The organism is Sporosarcina sp. FSL K6-5500, assembly GCF_038005665.1.
GTDB classification, from domain to species: Bacteria; Bacillota; Bacilli; order Bacillales_A; family Planococcaceae; genus Sporosarcina; species Sporosarcina psychrophila.
In genome coordinates, this window is the sequence record NZ_JBBOTP010000001.1 from 485,131 (window position 1) to 501,401 (window position 16,271).

The 16,271-nt window shown below is 42.1% G+C and carries 15 protein-coding genes and 1 pseudogene; 6 read left to right on the forward strand and 10 right to left on the reverse strand.

What is annotated here, in order from left to right:
* The first annotated feature begins 53 nt into the window (after window positions 1–53).
* On the forward strand, window positions 54–935 hold the full coding sequence (locus MKX62_RS02275; RefSeq protein WP_340740570.1) for a LysR family transcriptional regulator: 882 nt from the start codon (window positions 54–56) through the stop codon (window positions 933–935).
* Window positions 936–1,510: 575 nt separating this feature from the next.
* Here MKX62_RS02275 and MKX62_RS02280 read toward each other — a convergent pair.
* Window positions 1,511–2,590 (reverse strand): CotH kinase family protein, encoded by a 1,080-nt coding sequence (locus MKX62_RS02280; RefSeq protein ID WP_340742532.1) that lies wholly within the window; start codon window positions 2,588–2,590, stop codon window positions 1,511–1,513.
* 686 nt (window positions 2,591–3,276) lie between these two features.
* Here MKX62_RS02280 and MKX62_RS02285 point away from each other — a divergent pair.
* Entirely contained in the window at window positions 3,277–3,483 is a 207-nt protein-coding gene (locus MKX62_RS02285; RefSeq protein ID WP_067212067.1) for a hypothetical protein, read from the forward strand.
* A gap of 225 nt (window positions 3,484–3,708) precedes the next feature.
* Window positions 3,709–3,843: pseudogene (locus tag MKX62_RS24380) on the forward strand (hypothetical protein); the annotation flags it as partial.
* A 45-nt stretch (window positions 3,844–3,888) separates the two neighbouring features.
* Here MKX62_RS24380 and MKX62_RS02290 read toward each other — a convergent pair.
* The 7 genes from MKX62_RS02290 to MKX62_RS02320 form a co-directional block, all read right to left on the reverse strand.
* Window positions 3,889–4,332, reverse strand: a complete 444-nt coding sequence (locus MKX62_RS02290; protein WP_340740571.1) for a hypothetical protein — start codon at window positions 4,330–4,332, stop codon at window positions 3,889–3,891.
* Between the two features lie 785 nt (window positions 4,333–5,117).
* The gene (locus MKX62_RS02295) at window positions 5,118–6,671 is read right to left on the reverse strand and encodes a fatty acid--CoA ligase family protein (protein WP_067212073.1); all 1,554 of its coding nucleotides are present in this window, start codon (window positions 6,669–6,671) and stop codon (window positions 5,118–5,120) included.
* A gap of 591 nt (window positions 6,672–7,262) precedes the next feature.
* Complete coding sequence (locus MKX62_RS02300; RefSeq protein WP_340740572.1) at window positions 7,263–9,197, reverse strand: ABC transporter permease; 1,935 nt, start codon at window positions 9,195–9,197, stop codon at window positions 7,263–7,265.
* A complete protein-coding gene (locus MKX62_RS02305) occupies window positions 9,169–9,891 on the reverse strand; it encodes an ABC transporter ATP-binding protein (RefSeq protein WP_255428711.1) in 723 nt (240 codons plus the stop codon). Before MKX62_RS02305 ends, MKX62_RS02300 begins: the two co-directional genes overlap by 29 nt.
* Before the next feature lie 10 nt (window positions 9,892–9,901).
* On the reverse strand, window positions 9,902–10,954 hold the full coding sequence (locus MKX62_RS02310; RefSeq protein WP_338655483.1) for a sensor histidine kinase: 1,053 nt from the start codon (window positions 10,952–10,954) through the stop codon (window positions 9,902–9,904).
* A complete protein-coding gene (locus MKX62_RS02315) occupies window positions 10,951–11,655 on the reverse strand; it encodes a response regulator transcription factor (RefSeq protein ID WP_187045604.1) in 705 nt (234 codons plus the stop codon). The genes MKX62_RS02310 and MKX62_RS02315 overlap by 4 nt, the downstream gene beginning before the upstream one ends.
* 415 nt (window positions 11,656–12,070) lie before the next feature.
* Window positions 12,071–13,063, reverse strand: a complete 993-nt coding sequence (locus MKX62_RS02320) for a lipoate--protein ligase (protein WP_067212088.1) — start codon at window positions 13,061–13,063, stop codon at window positions 12,071–12,073.
* Between the two features lie 178 nt (window positions 13,064–13,241).
* Between MKX62_RS02320 and yhfH (MKX62_RS02325) the strand changes: the two genes are divergently transcribed.
* From yhfH (MKX62_RS02325) to yhfH (MKX62_RS02335), 3 genes are all read left to right on the forward strand, one after another.
* On the forward strand, window positions 13,242–13,367 hold the full coding sequence (gene yhfH / locus MKX62_RS02325) for a protein YhfH (RefSeq protein WP_340740573.1): 126 nt from the start codon (window positions 13,242–13,244) through the stop codon (window positions 13,365–13,367).
* A 78-nt stretch (window positions 13,368–13,445) separates the two neighbouring features.
* A complete protein-coding gene (gene yhfH, locus MKX62_RS02330; RefSeq protein ID WP_187045606.1) occupies window positions 13,446–13,571 on the forward strand; it encodes a protein YhfH in 126 nt (41 codons plus the stop codon).
* A 78-nt stretch (window positions 13,572–13,649) separates the two neighbouring features.
* Window positions 13,650–13,775, forward strand: coding sequence for a protein YhfH (gene yhfH, locus MKX62_RS02335; RefSeq protein WP_082786678.1), 126 nt, complete (start codon window positions 13,650–13,652; stop codon window positions 13,773–13,775).
* A gap of 102 nt (window positions 13,776–13,877) precedes the next feature.
* On the opposite strand, the gene MKX62_RS02340 is transcribed toward yhfH (MKX62_RS02335), so the two are convergent.
* Both MKX62_RS02340 and hemY read right to left on the reverse strand, forming a co-directional pair.
* The gene (locus MKX62_RS02340; RefSeq protein ID WP_340740574.1) at window positions 13,878–14,741 is read right to left on the reverse strand and encodes a glycerophosphodiester phosphodiesterase family protein; all 864 of its coding nucleotides are present in this window, start codon (window positions 14,739–14,741) and stop codon (window positions 13,878–13,880) included.
* 83 nt (window positions 14,742–14,824) lie between these two features.
* A complete protein-coding gene (gene hemY / locus MKX62_RS02345) occupies window positions 14,825–16,252 on the reverse strand; it encodes a protoporphyrinogen oxidase (RefSeq protein ID WP_067212092.1) in 1,428 nt (475 codons plus the stop codon).
* Window positions 16,253–16,271: the final 19 nt, after the last annotated feature.

Sequence of the window (16,271 nt, forward strand, 5' to 3'; positions counted from 1 at the left end):
GAATGTTTTTTATCAAATCAATTAGTATTATTAATCAAAAGGAGGTTCACTTAATGGATTTTCAATGGCTCAAAACATTTATTGTCGCCGCTGAGACCTTAAATTTCCGTAAAGCTTCCGAGAAATTGATGCTATCCCAACCAAGCGTAACCGTGCATATTCGTCTTTTAGAGGAACAACTTGGTAGCAAACTTTTTGATAGACTAAACAACCGCGTCACTTTGTCCGATGCCGGGAAGTTTTTTTATATTGAAGCTGTTCGACTTACTAAAGACGCGGACGCGAGTGTGAGTCGGATGCATGCGTTTTCGCAAGGCTATCGCCGCAATTGGACCATCGCAATTTCACCGTTAATGGCCGAAACGATCTTACCTTATTTATTACGGACATTCATGGAGCATCATCCCGAAGTCGAACTATCTATTCGCATCGAAGAATCGGAAATGATTGAGCAACTTGTCGACAATGGTGATGTGCATCTTGGTATTTCAGCACTCGATGCTACGTTCAAAAACATTGAATCAATCCTGATTTACAAAGATCCTATTTTATTCATCATACCAACAGATCCATACGATGAGGAAAGCGGCCCACCTATTGACGTTTCTGAAGAACTACAGAAAAACTACTTATTTACGCATCATCACCCCGTCTATTGGGATGACTTACTTTTCACTCTCAATAAACGCATTCCTGGCATACGGACGATGAAAGTCACACAGGCGCACATTGCAAAACGGTTCATCCAGGAAGGATTAGGCATCTCATTCCTTCCTCATTCCATCGTCCGGCGTGAACTGATTGAAGGTAGACTTATGCAGCCACATTTTGACCTATTCGAATTACCGACCGTTTCAACATATATACTGGTGAAAAAGAAAGGAGAGCTTGAAGAGGAATTTATCAATCAGATTTCTAATTATTATTTTGGATAATGAATAATCAACCCCTCTCCGCTTTGGAAAGGGTTAATTATATAGCCGGTCAATTGGTGTTATGTCCTCGGTGAAGATTTAATAGAGTTTTTATAATCTTCCTAAAAACTTTCACGTGTACAAGCAAAAAATGATGAGGAACAATTCACCCCATTTCCTCCACGCAGTATGCCAATTCATAACCAACTTTATTGTATCGTATATCTAACGAATCGTTATCACCGCCTTGGGTTCATTTATCACCGCCATCGGGCCTGTTATCACCGCCATGGCTTCGATTATCACCGGCATCAACCCCGTTATCACCGCTACTCGTAATTCGCACACAAAAACAGCGGCAGCTTTTCATATGAAAAGACACCGCTGTTTTTATGTTGCTATCAAATTTACTCCACTGATTCTAATTCCTCTCTGATTCCCAGCACACCATAATAATTTCCTCTTCACCATCACAGTTGAATCGACGAATCTTGCTTGCTCTTCAATGATGCCTCTTCCCCCAAAACGTTTCACGACTTGTTCAGCATTGCCATCTAAGAGCTTCCCATTATTTAATGGGTTTTTCGTATTGCCGCCTAATCCAATGTGTCCAATTGGCTCCTTATATAGTTTCCCCTAGCCTCAATATAGGCCAATATGAAATCCGGTTCTTGATCAAATTCGGCCATATTGTCTTTTTCATAAGGATCCTTTAGAACATAGGGTCTTATTAAATTATGCATTGCTTGTATTTTAGGTTTCATATACTCCACATTAAACTTACTGTTTAATATCTCTTCTAATAGGTTCTTGTATTGCATCCGAAAAGTTTTCACATCAAGAATCCTTGCGGTTAATGTATTAAATCCTTCGATTCTCAAATAGTCTTCTCGCATGCTTTCACCATTGACATCTCTTCCCCATGTCGCATCGTAATCCCATGGGATAACTTCAAACAAACCCGTCTCCCCATTACGATAAAGTGCATAGTTATGAACAAATCCATCGAAGTTTTGGGTAAAAATAACCCCCGCGAGCCAGCGTAGATACTTATCTACGTTCACATACTTTACGATTTCATGCTCAAATTCTTCTCTTGGAACGGTGTTGATGTTAACTATCATTTCTTGTAACTGATTATCACCTTGCTCAGTGACACATTTTTTTTCATAGCCTAACGTGAGTGATTTCTTTACTTCTTTATCAAGATTACTCATTAATGAAAAGTTTGCATCCCCATCGACCGCATAATAGATCGGTCCTTCTGGTAGCTGCCGATTCGCCAGAAAAAATTCATCCACTGATTCTATTTCTAAATATATCCCCTCGTTTTTCCCGTTCAGTTTCACAAAAACGAAACGAGAGTTAGGTGATAAGCAGCCGATCTCATTAAAAAAATCAAAAGACAATTTATTTCTCAACAATGATGGATCTTTAAATTCCGCATTCAAATGAAATTCTTTTGCCTTTCTATATATGCTCGGTTTGTAAAATGAGAGCTGATATGATTTCTTTCGTAACTCCCGAATATGGGAACCACGATATACAATATCAATCTCATATTTCTTTTTATTAATCGTCAACTTTGCGGAAACTGGATCGTCCATCCAAACATCTTTCCGAAGCTCGCTTACAAAGTTAGGGTGAATAAAAAGCTGATACTCAGGTACTTCCATGTCAATATCCACGTGAATTCTATCCCTTCACTTTTATACTATACGTATGTATTCAAATGCTCGATGTTACTCTAACCATATATGTTGAATTAAAAAAATCCCATTGAATCTGCTGTGGTTCTCGATAATGAAAGAGTTGTAATTCGGGATGTGGATTGTAGAACACTTGGCGCTTTTGGTGTTCATTATCGAGAGAAATATGATTTTGGGATGTATATACCGAGATTATACTGTGATTACTAGTTGACACTATATATGTTGAAATAAAAAACTCCATTGAACCGCTACGGCGCTAGGGGATGCCTCCCGCCATAAGCCAAGCAGCTTCGGCTCCCCCTGTTAAGGCGCCTTCGCTCAGTATATATACCGGATTCAACATATATAAATATATTCAAAAAATCTACAATGCCCTTTCTCACATAGACCATCCAGCGCAGGCGCGACTTCGTGGTAGCCGTAGCGATATTCGTAGGATTTCTATTTAATCCCAAGTATTGGGACTTTTTCAGTGGCTTCCCAAAAGCCCTTGTAAAGCGCATAAGCCGTATTCATTTGTTCAACATAATAGTAATTATTTTTCAAGTGCAAGCATTTGTCTCTAACCCTCTTGGTACAACCGCGTACTTTAAGGAGAGAGGAAGGATTGCGTGGTACTTTCTCCCAATAAGCGAAAAAGGAGGGCGGACATGTCGCTATTTTTTGATAATGAAATACAAAAAGTAAAGAAAAGAACTGATCGCTTAGGGTTAGATAACTTAATGTCTCAGGATCCTCGTGATAAACAGAACAATGCTAACAGATATAGAAACACTTCTCAAAATCAAACAATTTCTAACAAGGATCAACATGATTCCGGCAAGCGACCAAATAGAAGGAGAAATAACAAGTACTAAATATAGTGCAGGGCATGGTTCCAGTGAAACTATGAATTTTTCCACTTATCTGGTTTGACTTATGAAGCTCATCTAAGTTTAAAAGGTTTTCTTTCTTATCTTTTAAGAATTGACTCACTTCCCGCCCACTTCTAATTATTTCTCGAAGTGTGTGCGTTTGTCTCGGACACTTAGTGTACGTAAACGTACATTAAGTGGAGAGTAAGGATTTGAGGCAATCCGTAAATGGAATATGAGCAAGTCTTCATTCTTTATCTACAAAAAAAAAGGAGGTTTAACGTGTCTCAATTTTTAAGTAACGATGACATTCAAAAAGCGATTAATAAGGTGGTAAGCTTGGGGTTAGACAACTTTATGTTCCAAGAGCCGTCAAGTAACAAACATTGCACAAGCAGTAAACGTTGTTCAAGCAGCAGACATTGCACAAGCAGTAAACGCCGTACAAGCAGCAGACATTGCACAAGCAGTAAACGCCGCACAAGCAGCAGACATTGCACAAGCAGTAAGCGCCGCACAAGCAGCAGACATTGCACAAGCAGTAAGCGCCGTTCTTGTTGGAAAAAACATAATACTTGCGACAAGAAACGTACAGTCTTTGGTCCAATACTTCCAAGCAACAAGCGACGCTCTTGCGACAAGAAACGTTCTAGCTCGAAGAAACACAATACTTGCGACAAGAAACGTACTTGCGTAAAACGACGCACTTGCTGTAAAAAACAGCAGACTTGCGAAAAACGACGCACTTGCTGTAAAAAACGGCAAACTTGCGAAAAGCAACGTCCTTGCTGCAAAAAACAGCAGACTTGCGAAAAGCGACGTCCTTGTTGTAAAAAACAGCAGACTTGCCAAAAGCGGCGTCCTTGCTGTGGCGGCTACTAATTAATCACCTTAGCACTTGCATTCATAGCAATTCTTGCAACTAAATGAAGTGTAACGAAAACCCCTTTCTATTGAGAGGGATTTTCGTTATCGTCTACATTCCAACGTTATTTATTTTTACACTATAAACGTTTGTCCCTGTCATTTGTGGGACAGCCACATAATTTAAGGTGAGGGAAAGATTAGTTACTGTATATGTGAATATCTATATAAACTTAGCGAAGTTACCTTACAAGGGGGAGGGGTAGCCGTAGCGAATTCAATGTAGTTCTTTATTTTTCGTATATATAACAGCGATATGATTCTTATATAAAGAATAGTTATCCACTTTCTTTCTCTTAATAAAGATGAAAGGAGGTAAGGGTATGTCTTCTTTTCCAATGAATAATAACCAAAATGTCGGTAAACATGGTAACGATTGCAGATGTGGGTGTCGTTCGCACAAACCACAGCACAGTCATTCGCAATGCTGTTCAGAAAACAGACCGCAAAATACGTGTACAATCACATTCAGACATACCGGAGTAAGTCGTGTTTGGAGACCTGATACTGGTTGTGACCAGTGTAGGAATTCTAATCATCAACATTGCCACCGCAAGCACCGTTCTTGCGGGTGTAACTTCGGATTTTAAAAGGATTATGGGCTACCCCGTAAGTCGCAATTGAGCGGCTTGCTGGGACTAGCCCTTTTTTATTTCACACCTTACTCACCACTAAAAGACCTCCCCGTCAACAACCCGGAGAGGTCTATCTTGTTAGATTTTCACTTGGTCTTTCAATGACCGTCTCAATATTTTACCAGTCGTGTTTTTCGGCAGTTCATCTAAAAACTCGATTTGTTTTGGTACCTTATATTTCGCCAAACGAGCCGCACAGTATGCGATCAACGCTTCTTTGTCCTCTTTGACACCCTCTTTTAAGACAACAAATGCATGGACCTCTTCACCGAAATCGGGATCAGGTAAGCCAATGACTGCCGCTTCAATGATGTCACGGTGAGCGAATAATACTTCTTCAACTTCACGTGGATAAACGTTATAGCCTCCGACGATAACAAGATCCTTTTTACGGTCAACGATGTAGAAATAGCCATTTTCGTCGCGTTTCGCCATATCCCCCGTGTACAACCAGCCATTACGGATAGCGGACTCCGTTTCTTCAGGCATTTTGTAATAGCCTTTCATGACGTTCGGTCCGCGTACGATTAATTCGCCGACTTCCCCATCTGGTACTTCATTGCCCAATTCATCAACGACTTTATTTTCGACATTGATGATATTCGTTCCGATTGAACCTGGAATACGCTCGCGGTCAGTCGGATTAAAGCATGTAACAGGTGATGCTTCAGACAAGCCGTATCCTTCAGAAACCCTTACATTGAATTTCTCTTCAAAATTATGCAGCAATGCGACCGGTAATGATGATCCCCCAGAAATTGTAGTTCGAACAGATTTGAAATCGCTCGGATCAGCGTCTGGGAACTGGTATAAGAAATTGTACATTGTTGGCACAGCCGCGAAAATAGTAGCCTGCTGTTCTTTCACGACTTTAAATACTTCTGCTGGACTAAAGCGCGGTAGCAATAAAATCGTTGCACCTTTTACTAGTGGTGCATTGACAACGACTGTAAGCGCGAAGACATGGAATACCGGCAGCGTCGCTACAACACGGTCATCTTCCGTGAAATCCAAGTAATCCGCCACATCACGCGCGTTTGAATACAGGTTACCATGTGTCAGCATCGCGCCTTTTGGCTGTCCCGTCGTGCCTGATGTATACAGAATGATAGCGGTTTCATTTTCATCAACAACAACGGGTTCCTGATTAGGTCTTCCTGTAGTAATGAGTTGTGTGAATGAACGGACTTTCGACTTCACTGCAGCCGGAAGTGCGGCGATTTTCTCTGGTGTTTCCGGAACCGTTTCGCAAATTACATAATGCTCAACAGTTGGGAATGCGCCCGCAGCCTGTTCAACAAGTGGCAAAAGAAGGTCAAGCGCGATAACTGCTTTCGCATCACTGTTATGTATGATATACGAAATTTCGTCTGGCGTGTAAATTGGATTGACCGGAATTGCTGTTGCACCAATTCGCATTGTCGCGTAAAGCGATATAAGGAAATGAGGTGTATTACCTAGCAGAAATGCGACGTGATCCCCTTTGCCAACGCCAAGGTCTTGCAGTGCAGATGCGAACATGGATACCGATTGATCGAATTCTGCATATGATGTATCTTTCCCCATAAAGTGATAAGCCGCTTTTTCAGGCTGTGTCATTGCAGTTTCGTGTACTCGCGTAACTAGATTCATAAGTTCATCCCCTTTTGATTAAATGAATGATCATTCATTCCCACTATAATCATTATATAAGAAAAGTTCTGATAAATCAAGACGAGAAAAGCGGAGGCGGCCGTTTAGGGGAACGCAGCCTAAGTTCGCCACTTCCTGTGGCAATGGCTGCATGACCTGCATACTGCAGGCCCGCGAAAGGCACAAGACAGTTTGCGAGGAGGCGTACCTCAGCCCCCACAGCAAAATGACTTGTGCCCCGAGCATCTGGCCGCTGGAGCTAGACAGTCGAAAAGCGCAAGGCAGCCGAGTAAGGGAACGCAGCCTAAGTTCGCCACTTCCTGTGGCAATGGCTGCATGACCTGCATCCTGCAGGCCCGCGACAGGCATAAGGCGGACCGGCTATGCGGCGTTTTTTGTCGAATAGCTGGGCTGACTCTTAGGGAGCGCAACCTAAGTTCGCCGCTTCCTGCGGCAATGGTTGCATAACTCACATCCTGTGAGCCTCCGAACCCCTAGGCGCTGGAGCCAGACAATCGAAAAGCGGATACGCCAATAAAGAGGGATGTAGTTCACCCCTCTCCGTTGTATGATTTGCATCATGCAGACTTGTCAAGCCGATGCTTTAATATGCGCAAGATAGCGCCAGCGGATTAAATAGAAATAAAAGATTTGCATTAGCGTAAATCCGACAAGAACGAGAACAAGTTCTTTTACAATTGAAATTTCCGCCAGTGCATCCCAAATCACTTGTAAAGACAGAAATGCAAATGAACTATGAACAAATGCAACTCCCCATGGGAAGAAAAACTGCGGGATTAATTGCCGATTGACAATTTTCTTGAACTCGCGATCCGTGATTCCCATACGTCGTAAAACATCGAACTGTTTACGATCACTTTCGAGCGATGTATACAGTCTGAAGTAGATGAAACTTCCTGCCGCCAGGAAAAATACGGCCGCCAAAAGTAATCCGATGAACAATAACAGTGAAAATGTCGTGCGAATGACCGAATAATTCAAGCCCGGATTTTCAAATGAATATAGTAAATTATCGGATCCCCCCGCAAGAAATGATTCCGAAACCTTGGCATCGATGGACAAGCCAATTTCCTGTGTTTTTTGCCAATCGGGAACATGGAATGCATAGTAGGAAAATGACTTATCCCCCTGTGTTAATCCCTTTTCGAGTACCAATTCATAATCCGCATCATTCAATACGATCGCATTCATTGCAATCGAGTACGAAGAAAATAAATGATAAGGGTACGCCCCATCTATCTTAACGTGGACATCACTTTCTTTGAGTAGCGTTGTCACAGTTCGATCCTTCAGCTGGTCATACGATGAAGCGGAAGGTGGTAAGAAAACGGCTTCGCCCTTTTCCATGTCAATAACTTGATAACCAAACGACTGAGCAAGTATATTCACATTGGATAGCTTCAGTATCGCAACGGGGTTCTTGGTGAAGGTCGACGTCTGTTCCAACACCTGGAACCGAACAAGTGAATAATCGATCTGCTCTGCCTTCAGTTCGTCGACGAGCTGTGTAATATGCTTTCTTTCAAGTTCATTGTTAGATTCACTTTTGTAAACAAGACCTAACGGATGCATTTCATGGTACTGGGAAGCAAAAGAAGTAAGCGATGCAAGTATGCCAACTGACATGAACGCTACAGTCGATACGATTGTCACGATGAAAAACATGCGCGCATTTTCACGTAGCCGCACGACACCTTCAGATATCGACAGCAACCAAAAATGATGCCAATACAATCGTTTTCGATTGCGAAGCTTATGAAGGAGCAAAGGTAAGGAATCCGTGAAAAAGTAAAAGGTCCCTATTGTTGCAAGCGGTGGCAAGAAAAAGATCAGGCCGGTTACGACGGAATTCGTTGTCGATGCAGCCAGGATATAGGACAATGCAAGAATCAGTAATCCCAGATAGCCACGTGCTTTTGAATAGCCGTACGCCCCTCGACTTCCTGCATCTCCTTGTATGAGATCGGCCACCTCACCGGTCCGAATGAACACCGGAGCCACATACGAAATGATTATAAACAGACTCATGAAAGCACCAATTGTCAGTGCAAATGGTTCCCATGATAAATAGAGGGGCAAAGCTGGCAACAGAACGATTTCCCGTATAATCATAAAAAAGAATTTTGAAAACATAAATCCAAGAATAGTCCCTGCAACAATAGACGCCGTTCCAATAATCATCGTCTCAATGAATATAAGACGGTTCAATTGTCGCTTTGCCATCCCTAAATGCAGCAAAATGCCGAATTCCTTCGACCTCGCCTGAAGAAATGCCCGCATCGAATAAAACAGGAAAAACACAGTGAAAATATACAATATAATTTCTGCGATTCCCATACCCATTATGGCAATTTCTTGAACAAACCGATTTTCTATGGATGGATGAAACAACAACATGGAATAAAGGAAAAAAACCATAACGGAGAAAACGCTTGCCATGAAAAATGCAGTGTAAACACGTCTATTTCGAATAACATTACGGTAAGCGAATTGACGAAAGGTCATGGACATTCCCCCCGAGAAGAGACAAGACGTTCAAAATACGTTGGAAAAATGTTTGACGTCTTTCATCTTTATAGATTTCATTGAAAAATTCGCCGTCCTTAATGAATAGCACACGGTCACAATAACTGGCGGCAATCGGATCATGCGTCACCATAACGACAGTTGTTTTTTCACTTTTATTAATATGGCTTAGCAATTCGAGCACATCTTTCGCGGACTTCGAATCGAGATTACCAGTTGGTTCATCAGCAAGAATGATTTTGGGTTTATGAATAAGTGCCCGCCCAATCGCCGTTCGTTGCGCTTGTCCCCCCGATAATTCGTCGGGCCTACGTTTCAGAATATCTGTCAAATCAAGACGTGCTGCAGTTTCTGCAATACGTCTTTCCATTTCAGGAACTGATAAGCCATCAAGGGTCAACGGTAAAACGAGATTCTCTTCTACTGTCAGCATTTGAAGCAGATTAATATCTTGAAAAACGAAGCCGAGATTGCGTCGTCTAAATAATGCTAGGTCGTTTTGCTTGAGCGCTTCTGGCTCGATTCCATTTATCATCAGGCGTCCATACGTCGGTAATGTAATCGTCGAAATCAAGTTCAGCAACGTTGTTTTTCCGCTTCCAGAAGGGCCCATGACTGCGACGAACTCGCCTTCCTCCACTTCAAAATCAAGACGGTTCAACGCTCGGTGCATCACTTTTCCTTCATAAATTTTCGTCACTTCCGTCAGTTCCACGATTGTGTTCCGATTCACCCGTCTCACCTGCCTCTCCATTTTCAAATAGTACTGTCACCGTTGTCCCGATTCCTTTTTCAGATTCAATTGACAGTGGATGACCTAACCGATTGCATACTTCTGATGCAATATAAAGTCCCATTCCTGTTGATTCGCCAGTTAGTCGACCATTTTCACCAGTGAAGAAAGCCTTGGTAACTCGCTTCAAATCCGAAGATGGGATACCAATCCCTTCATCTCGAATCTGCAATTTCAGTCCATTCCCTGTACAAGACGCTATTAAATGGACTTTCTTTCCCTCGTCGAACGTATATTTCACCGCATTCGTAATGAACTGCCCGATGACGATTTTCATCCACTTCACATCCGTGGCAACAACGAAGTTGTCATCGATTGAAATAACTGGGAATACGCCATTGGTGATGAACAGTCGCTTATGTTCCGTCACGATTTCTTGTACTAGTTTTTTCAAATCAATGCGCTCGATCTGCATATCTTGTTCAAACGTTTCGAGCCGTGCATTGACAAGTACCGAATCGAGCCCACGCCGTATTTTCTCAACCTCTTCAGTGATACTGTCACGGTCGAGGTCATCTTTTTCCTGCAGTAAAAGTCCCATAACGGAAATCGGTGTTTTCATCTGATGGACCCACTGGTTCATAAAGTGGAGTTGCCGATGTTGGGCTGCATACAAGCGTTGCACTTCGTTTTGATACAGTCGGTACAATTCACGTGTAAATTCAGTCGTTTGCCGATGCTCTGGCGCTTGTGCAAATCGGATCAGTGCATCTTCCATCTTTTCTGGCTTACGCGTGATTGCGTCGTAAAATGAACGCCTCATAATAAACTTCCCTAATAAATAGCCGCTGGTCAACAACATACTCATACTGATTGAATAGATAGCCGTGTTGAAATTGCGGAAACCATCCAACCAATACAGCAACATAATAAACAATATAAGAATTAGTTGAAAAGCGAGGAAAGATAGATGTTCTCTTAGAAAAAGGCTTAGTTTTTTCATGATTCTTCCGGCGCTAATAAGAAGCGATATCCCGCGCCACGCACGGTTTCGATTGAAGATTTAATATCATAATCAGCCAGTTTCTTACGCACTCTAGTCATATTAACATTTAATGTATTTTCATCAACAAATGACTGATCATCCCAGAGTTCTTCAAGCAGTTTTTCCCGCGACACAACTTTCGGCGCCGCGTCCATCAGCAACTCAAGGATGACGCATTCTTTTTTCTGAAGGGGTACACTATTTTCACGAATATGCAGTTCCATCCGTTCGATATATAAATGAAGTGCACCAATTTTCACGGTCCGTTCTGATTGGTTAGGAGCGTATTCGCCAAATGTTCTACGTAAATGGCTTCTTATCTTAGCAAGGACGATTTCATAATGGAATGGTTTCGTGATGAAATCATCTCCACCATTTTCTAGCGCAAATACTTGATCCATGTCGCCAGAACGTGCAGAAATAAATAAGATAGGACACGTCGTATGTTGACGAAGCTGACGGCACCAATAATAGCCGTCATAAGAAGGCAGATTGATATCAAGCAAAATGAGATGCGGATCAAACGCGAGGCTTTCCTTAGTAACTTGGTCAAAATCTTCGACGATTGCAACGTCGTATTGGTATTTCCGGAGCGTGTCTGCTAACAGTTGTGCGATTTTCTTATCATCTTCAACTATGAATATACGATGGTTTTCCATAGGTCAGTCCCCTTTCACACTTCCCTTTATTATAGCGTAAAAACAGGCCCGGCGGTTGGAAGGTTTTTGGGAATGTTGTTGTTTTTTGTGGGGGTTTTGATTAGTTGGTTGGGTTATATGATTGGTTGGACAAGCTATATGATTGCTTGCCTGCTTATATGATCGGGCGGACAAGCTATATGATCGGTTAGCGGCTTATTTGATCGCTGGACAAGCTATATGATCGCTTGGCTACTTATTTGATCGGGCGGACAAGCTATATGATCGCTTGGCGGCTTATTTGATCGCTGGACAAGCTATATGATCGCTTGGCTACTTATATGATCGCTTTGCCTAGCTATATGATCAATCCTTCCACTTTGAAGAATTAATCCAAAAAGAAAAAGCCCGACATATCGTCAGGCTTCTAGTTTCATCAATAAATCAATTGAAGGAACTCTTCTTTCGTAATGCCGCCTAGATATGTCGGAATGTCAATTGGTGCGAGCGCTTCGCTAATTGCCTGTCTCTCATACTGGATACCTTTCAAGCTTTCCTCGATAACTGTCACTTCTCCGACACCGAAAAAGTCGCCGAAAATGTTGACGTCTTCCATGATTCCTTTTTTCACTTGGATACGGACGTCGATGCCGCCTACTGGGAATCTGTGTGAATGCTGCATATTGAACTTCGGTGATTTGCCGTAATTCCAATCCCAGTTTGCATAACGCTCCGCAGAAAGTTTATGGATATTCGTCCAATCTTCATCCGTCAACTCTAGATACTGAATTTTTTCTTCTCCACCAAAAATCGATTTCAGTATTTCCATTCGGAACTGTTCAATTGTCATTGAGTCATTCAGGAATTCGGAAATATTCGCAACACGACTACGGATTGATTTAATCCCTTTTGATTCAATTTTATCTTTGCGTACTTTTAATGCTGAAACAACTCGTTCTATTTCTGTATCGAACATCAGTGTTCCGTGGCTAAACATACGACCATTCGTTGAAAACTGTGCGTTCCCTGAAACTTTACGACCCTCAACAAGAATGTCATTGCGGCCGAGTAACTCTGCTTTGACACCCATTTCTGCCAACGCCTGAACGACAGGCTCTGTCACCTTTTTGAAGTTGCGGAACGATTCGCCATCGTCTTTTGTTAGGAAACTGTAATTCAAGTTGCCTAAATCGTGGTAGACTGCTCCCCCGCCGGACAATCGTCTAACAACATGAATACCATTTGCTTCCACATATTCTGTATCAATCTCTTCAATCGTGTTCTGATTTTTACCGATGATGATAGAAGGTTCGTTAATATAGAACAGCAAAAACGAATCTTTGTCGATATCCATATTCTTGAGGACGTATTCCTCTATCGCCAAGTTGATATGCGGATCCGTAATTCCTTTATTATCAATGAAATACATAGTTTATCGCTCCTCATTAATAGCTTCTCACCTATTTTATCATCTTTAAGAAGAGAAGACCCCCTCTTACAACTTTCAGAATAAATCGTTAAATGTGTTGACATCTAGTACACTGTTATAATACACTACTAATAACAGATTTAGTTGTAGTACAAATTAGGAAGGGGAGAATGAAAATATGATTGAGAATGTCATCGAGTTTTTCAAAAATCTACCTGCTAAAACTTGTACATCATGCGGGTGTGAAATCGACGAGCAACATGAATGCTACAGTAACAAATGTGATAACTGCAACATCTTGTAATTTTTTTGCAGAGTCTGTACTATTACACATTAAAAAATAAACCAAATACTAATACAGTAAAAAAGGGGGATGTTAGCGATGATTGAAAACGTAATTGAGTTTTTTAAGAACCTGCCTGCTAAAGTTTGTACGTCATGCGGCAATGAAATCGAAGAACAACATGAGTGTTACGGCAATAAATGCGATGCCTGCAATACCGTATAACCTTTTGCATATACTGTACTATCACAACGTTAATATTAAGCCTAGTACTAATACAAATAAGGAAGGGGAGAATAAAATATGCTTGAAAATGTAATTGAGTTTTTCAAAAACCTACCCGCTAAAGTTTGCACGGTTTGCGGGAAAGAAATCGAAGAGCAGCATGAATGCTACGGCAACAAATGTGACGACTGCAATATCCTGTGAATTAGAAAAGCGCTGCTCCAGGTGAATAACGTTTACTTATCTTTTTTAAACAGCCGTAGAGACTCCTTCGGCTGTTTTTTGATTGTAGAAAGATATACCTTTTTATTTGTCTAGTATGTCGGGACGATCTGTGTGAATGCCATTTGCACCGATGGCCATCATTTTTAATGCAGTTTCAGCATCAATAATAGTATACGCATAAACGGATAGTCCTTTTTCATGCATTTTCTTTATAAATGGGACCGTTAGTGCTTCATAACTAACTCCCAGTCCAGATGCATATGTCAAAAGCTCATCCAATTCTTTTTTTGACAGTTTCGCCTCTTCATCATCATCATCAAATGAAATGAGTTTTAGAAGCGGGATATCTTGATTTAATTCGTAAACGCGTTTTAATCCTTTTTTACTGAATGACTGGATTGCTACTTTAGGATGTCTATCTTTATCAAACCCAATCATGTCGTATTGCTTCAATGTATCAACCAGTTTTTCTTCGATCCCAGGATAGTCTTCTGGATCTTTCAACTCAATGATGAAATTCATATTGTCCCCAAATTGACCGAATACTTCACCCAGTGTAGGAACTGCATATTCTTCTGATGGGCCATTTACAGCTTTCTTGTCTTCATCCTTGTGCCGAAAGTTAACGGATAACTCCTTCAGCTCACTAAGTGTCAATCCACCGATTTTGCCATTAGCTTCGGTTGTACCAGATACATCCGCGTCATGCATAACCGCAAGTTGGCCGTCTTTGGTCAGATGAATATCAAGTTCAATATAGTCGGCAGCAAGTTCTTCTGCCAAATCAAAAGAAGCAAGTGTGTTTTCCGGCACGTATGCTGACGCGCCGCGATGTGCGATAATGAGGAAATCTTCGCTTGGCATTGGTCCGTTTTCCGCCTCGCCTTTGCTACAGCCCGTCAATAACAGCACCGCACACAATATTCCCCATGTATACTTTTTCATTTTGCTTCCTCTTTTCGTTAACTTTCTATGTTTCTTCTATACCCTTTTTCCAACAAAAAAAATCCACCCGAGGGCGAATCTTTTCAGTCAAATAAATCTTCCAATACTTCTTTCACTGCCGCTCTTCCCTGATCAATACAATCGGGTAATCCGACTCCATTATAAGAGGCACCGGCGAGTTTTACTTGTGGGAACTTCGATTCCAGTTCTGCGCGGGCTGCTGCAATCCGCTGTTTGTGACCAACCCGGTATTGCGGGCGGTCTTTTTTCCAACGGGTAATAACCGTAAAATCCGGTTTCCCTGTTATATTCATAACCCTGCCTAGATCAGCAAGAACGATTTTCTCAATTTCAGCATCTGGTAAATCAACAATCGCTTCATCGCCTACGCGACCTACGAAGGCCCGGATAAGTACTTTTCCAGCAGGTGTTGTCGTCGGCCATTTCCGGTGTGTCCACGTGCACGCCGTGATTGAATAATCGCTGCTTCTTGAGACAAGAAAACCGGTTCCTTCTTTGTCCTGTACGACATGTTCCTCCGGAAAAGCAAGGGCCACTGTCGCAACAGACGTTGTTGGTATTTCTCTTAAATCTTGCAATAATCCGTGCGGAGCAAATAAGCGACCCGCCATCTCATGCCCAGTTGTAAGTATAACTGCATCTGCTTCTATTTTACGGCCGTCATTCATTTCAAGTATAGTCTTTTCTCCGACCATTCCTGGCGCCTCAATTGCATCGATCCGAACACCTTTCATGACGGAACCTGGTTCAAGTTGTTGTTCAATTGCTTCAACAATTGTTTCAAGTCCGTTACGGAACGTGTGGAAAACGCCTTCTTTCTTAGCGCCATGTCCGTCTTTCTGCGGTAGTTGTTTCGGTGTCGTTTTTTTCATCCCGAGAATCAGACTTCGATGTTTCTTTTCCACTGCGTAGAACTGCGGGAATGTAGATTCCAAACTCATGTGGTCAATATCGCCTGCGTAAACGCCAGATAACAACGGTTCAATCAAGTTCTCAACAATTTCCCCGCCAAAACGTCTGCGGAAAAATCCACCGAGTGACTGATCCCCTTTGATGTTTGAGCGTGGGAGGACGAAATCGCCCGCTGCACGCAATTTTCCTGACAACGAAAACAGTCCCGTTTTCAAGAATGGACCAATTTCTGTTGGGATACCCATAACAGAACCGCCTGGAATTGGATGTAACTCGCCACCGACAAGCACGTATGCTTGCCCTGTCGCGTTTTTCACAAGCTCCCCTTCGATTCCAAGGTCTTGTGCAAGGACTCCCATGCTTTTTTTCCGTATAAGAAATGAATCCGGACCACGCTCGATGATAAAACCGTTACGCCGGACTGTCTGGATTTTGCCACCAAGTCGATTTGACGCCTCGACAAGTATGACATCTAGAGGTAAGCCTTTTTCACGCGCTTCTTTCTGCATATAAAATGCCGCGGAGAGGCCCGTAATCCCTCCGCCGACAATAACGACTTTCTTGTTTTGTCCGCTCATGTCCATCATCACTTTCTTT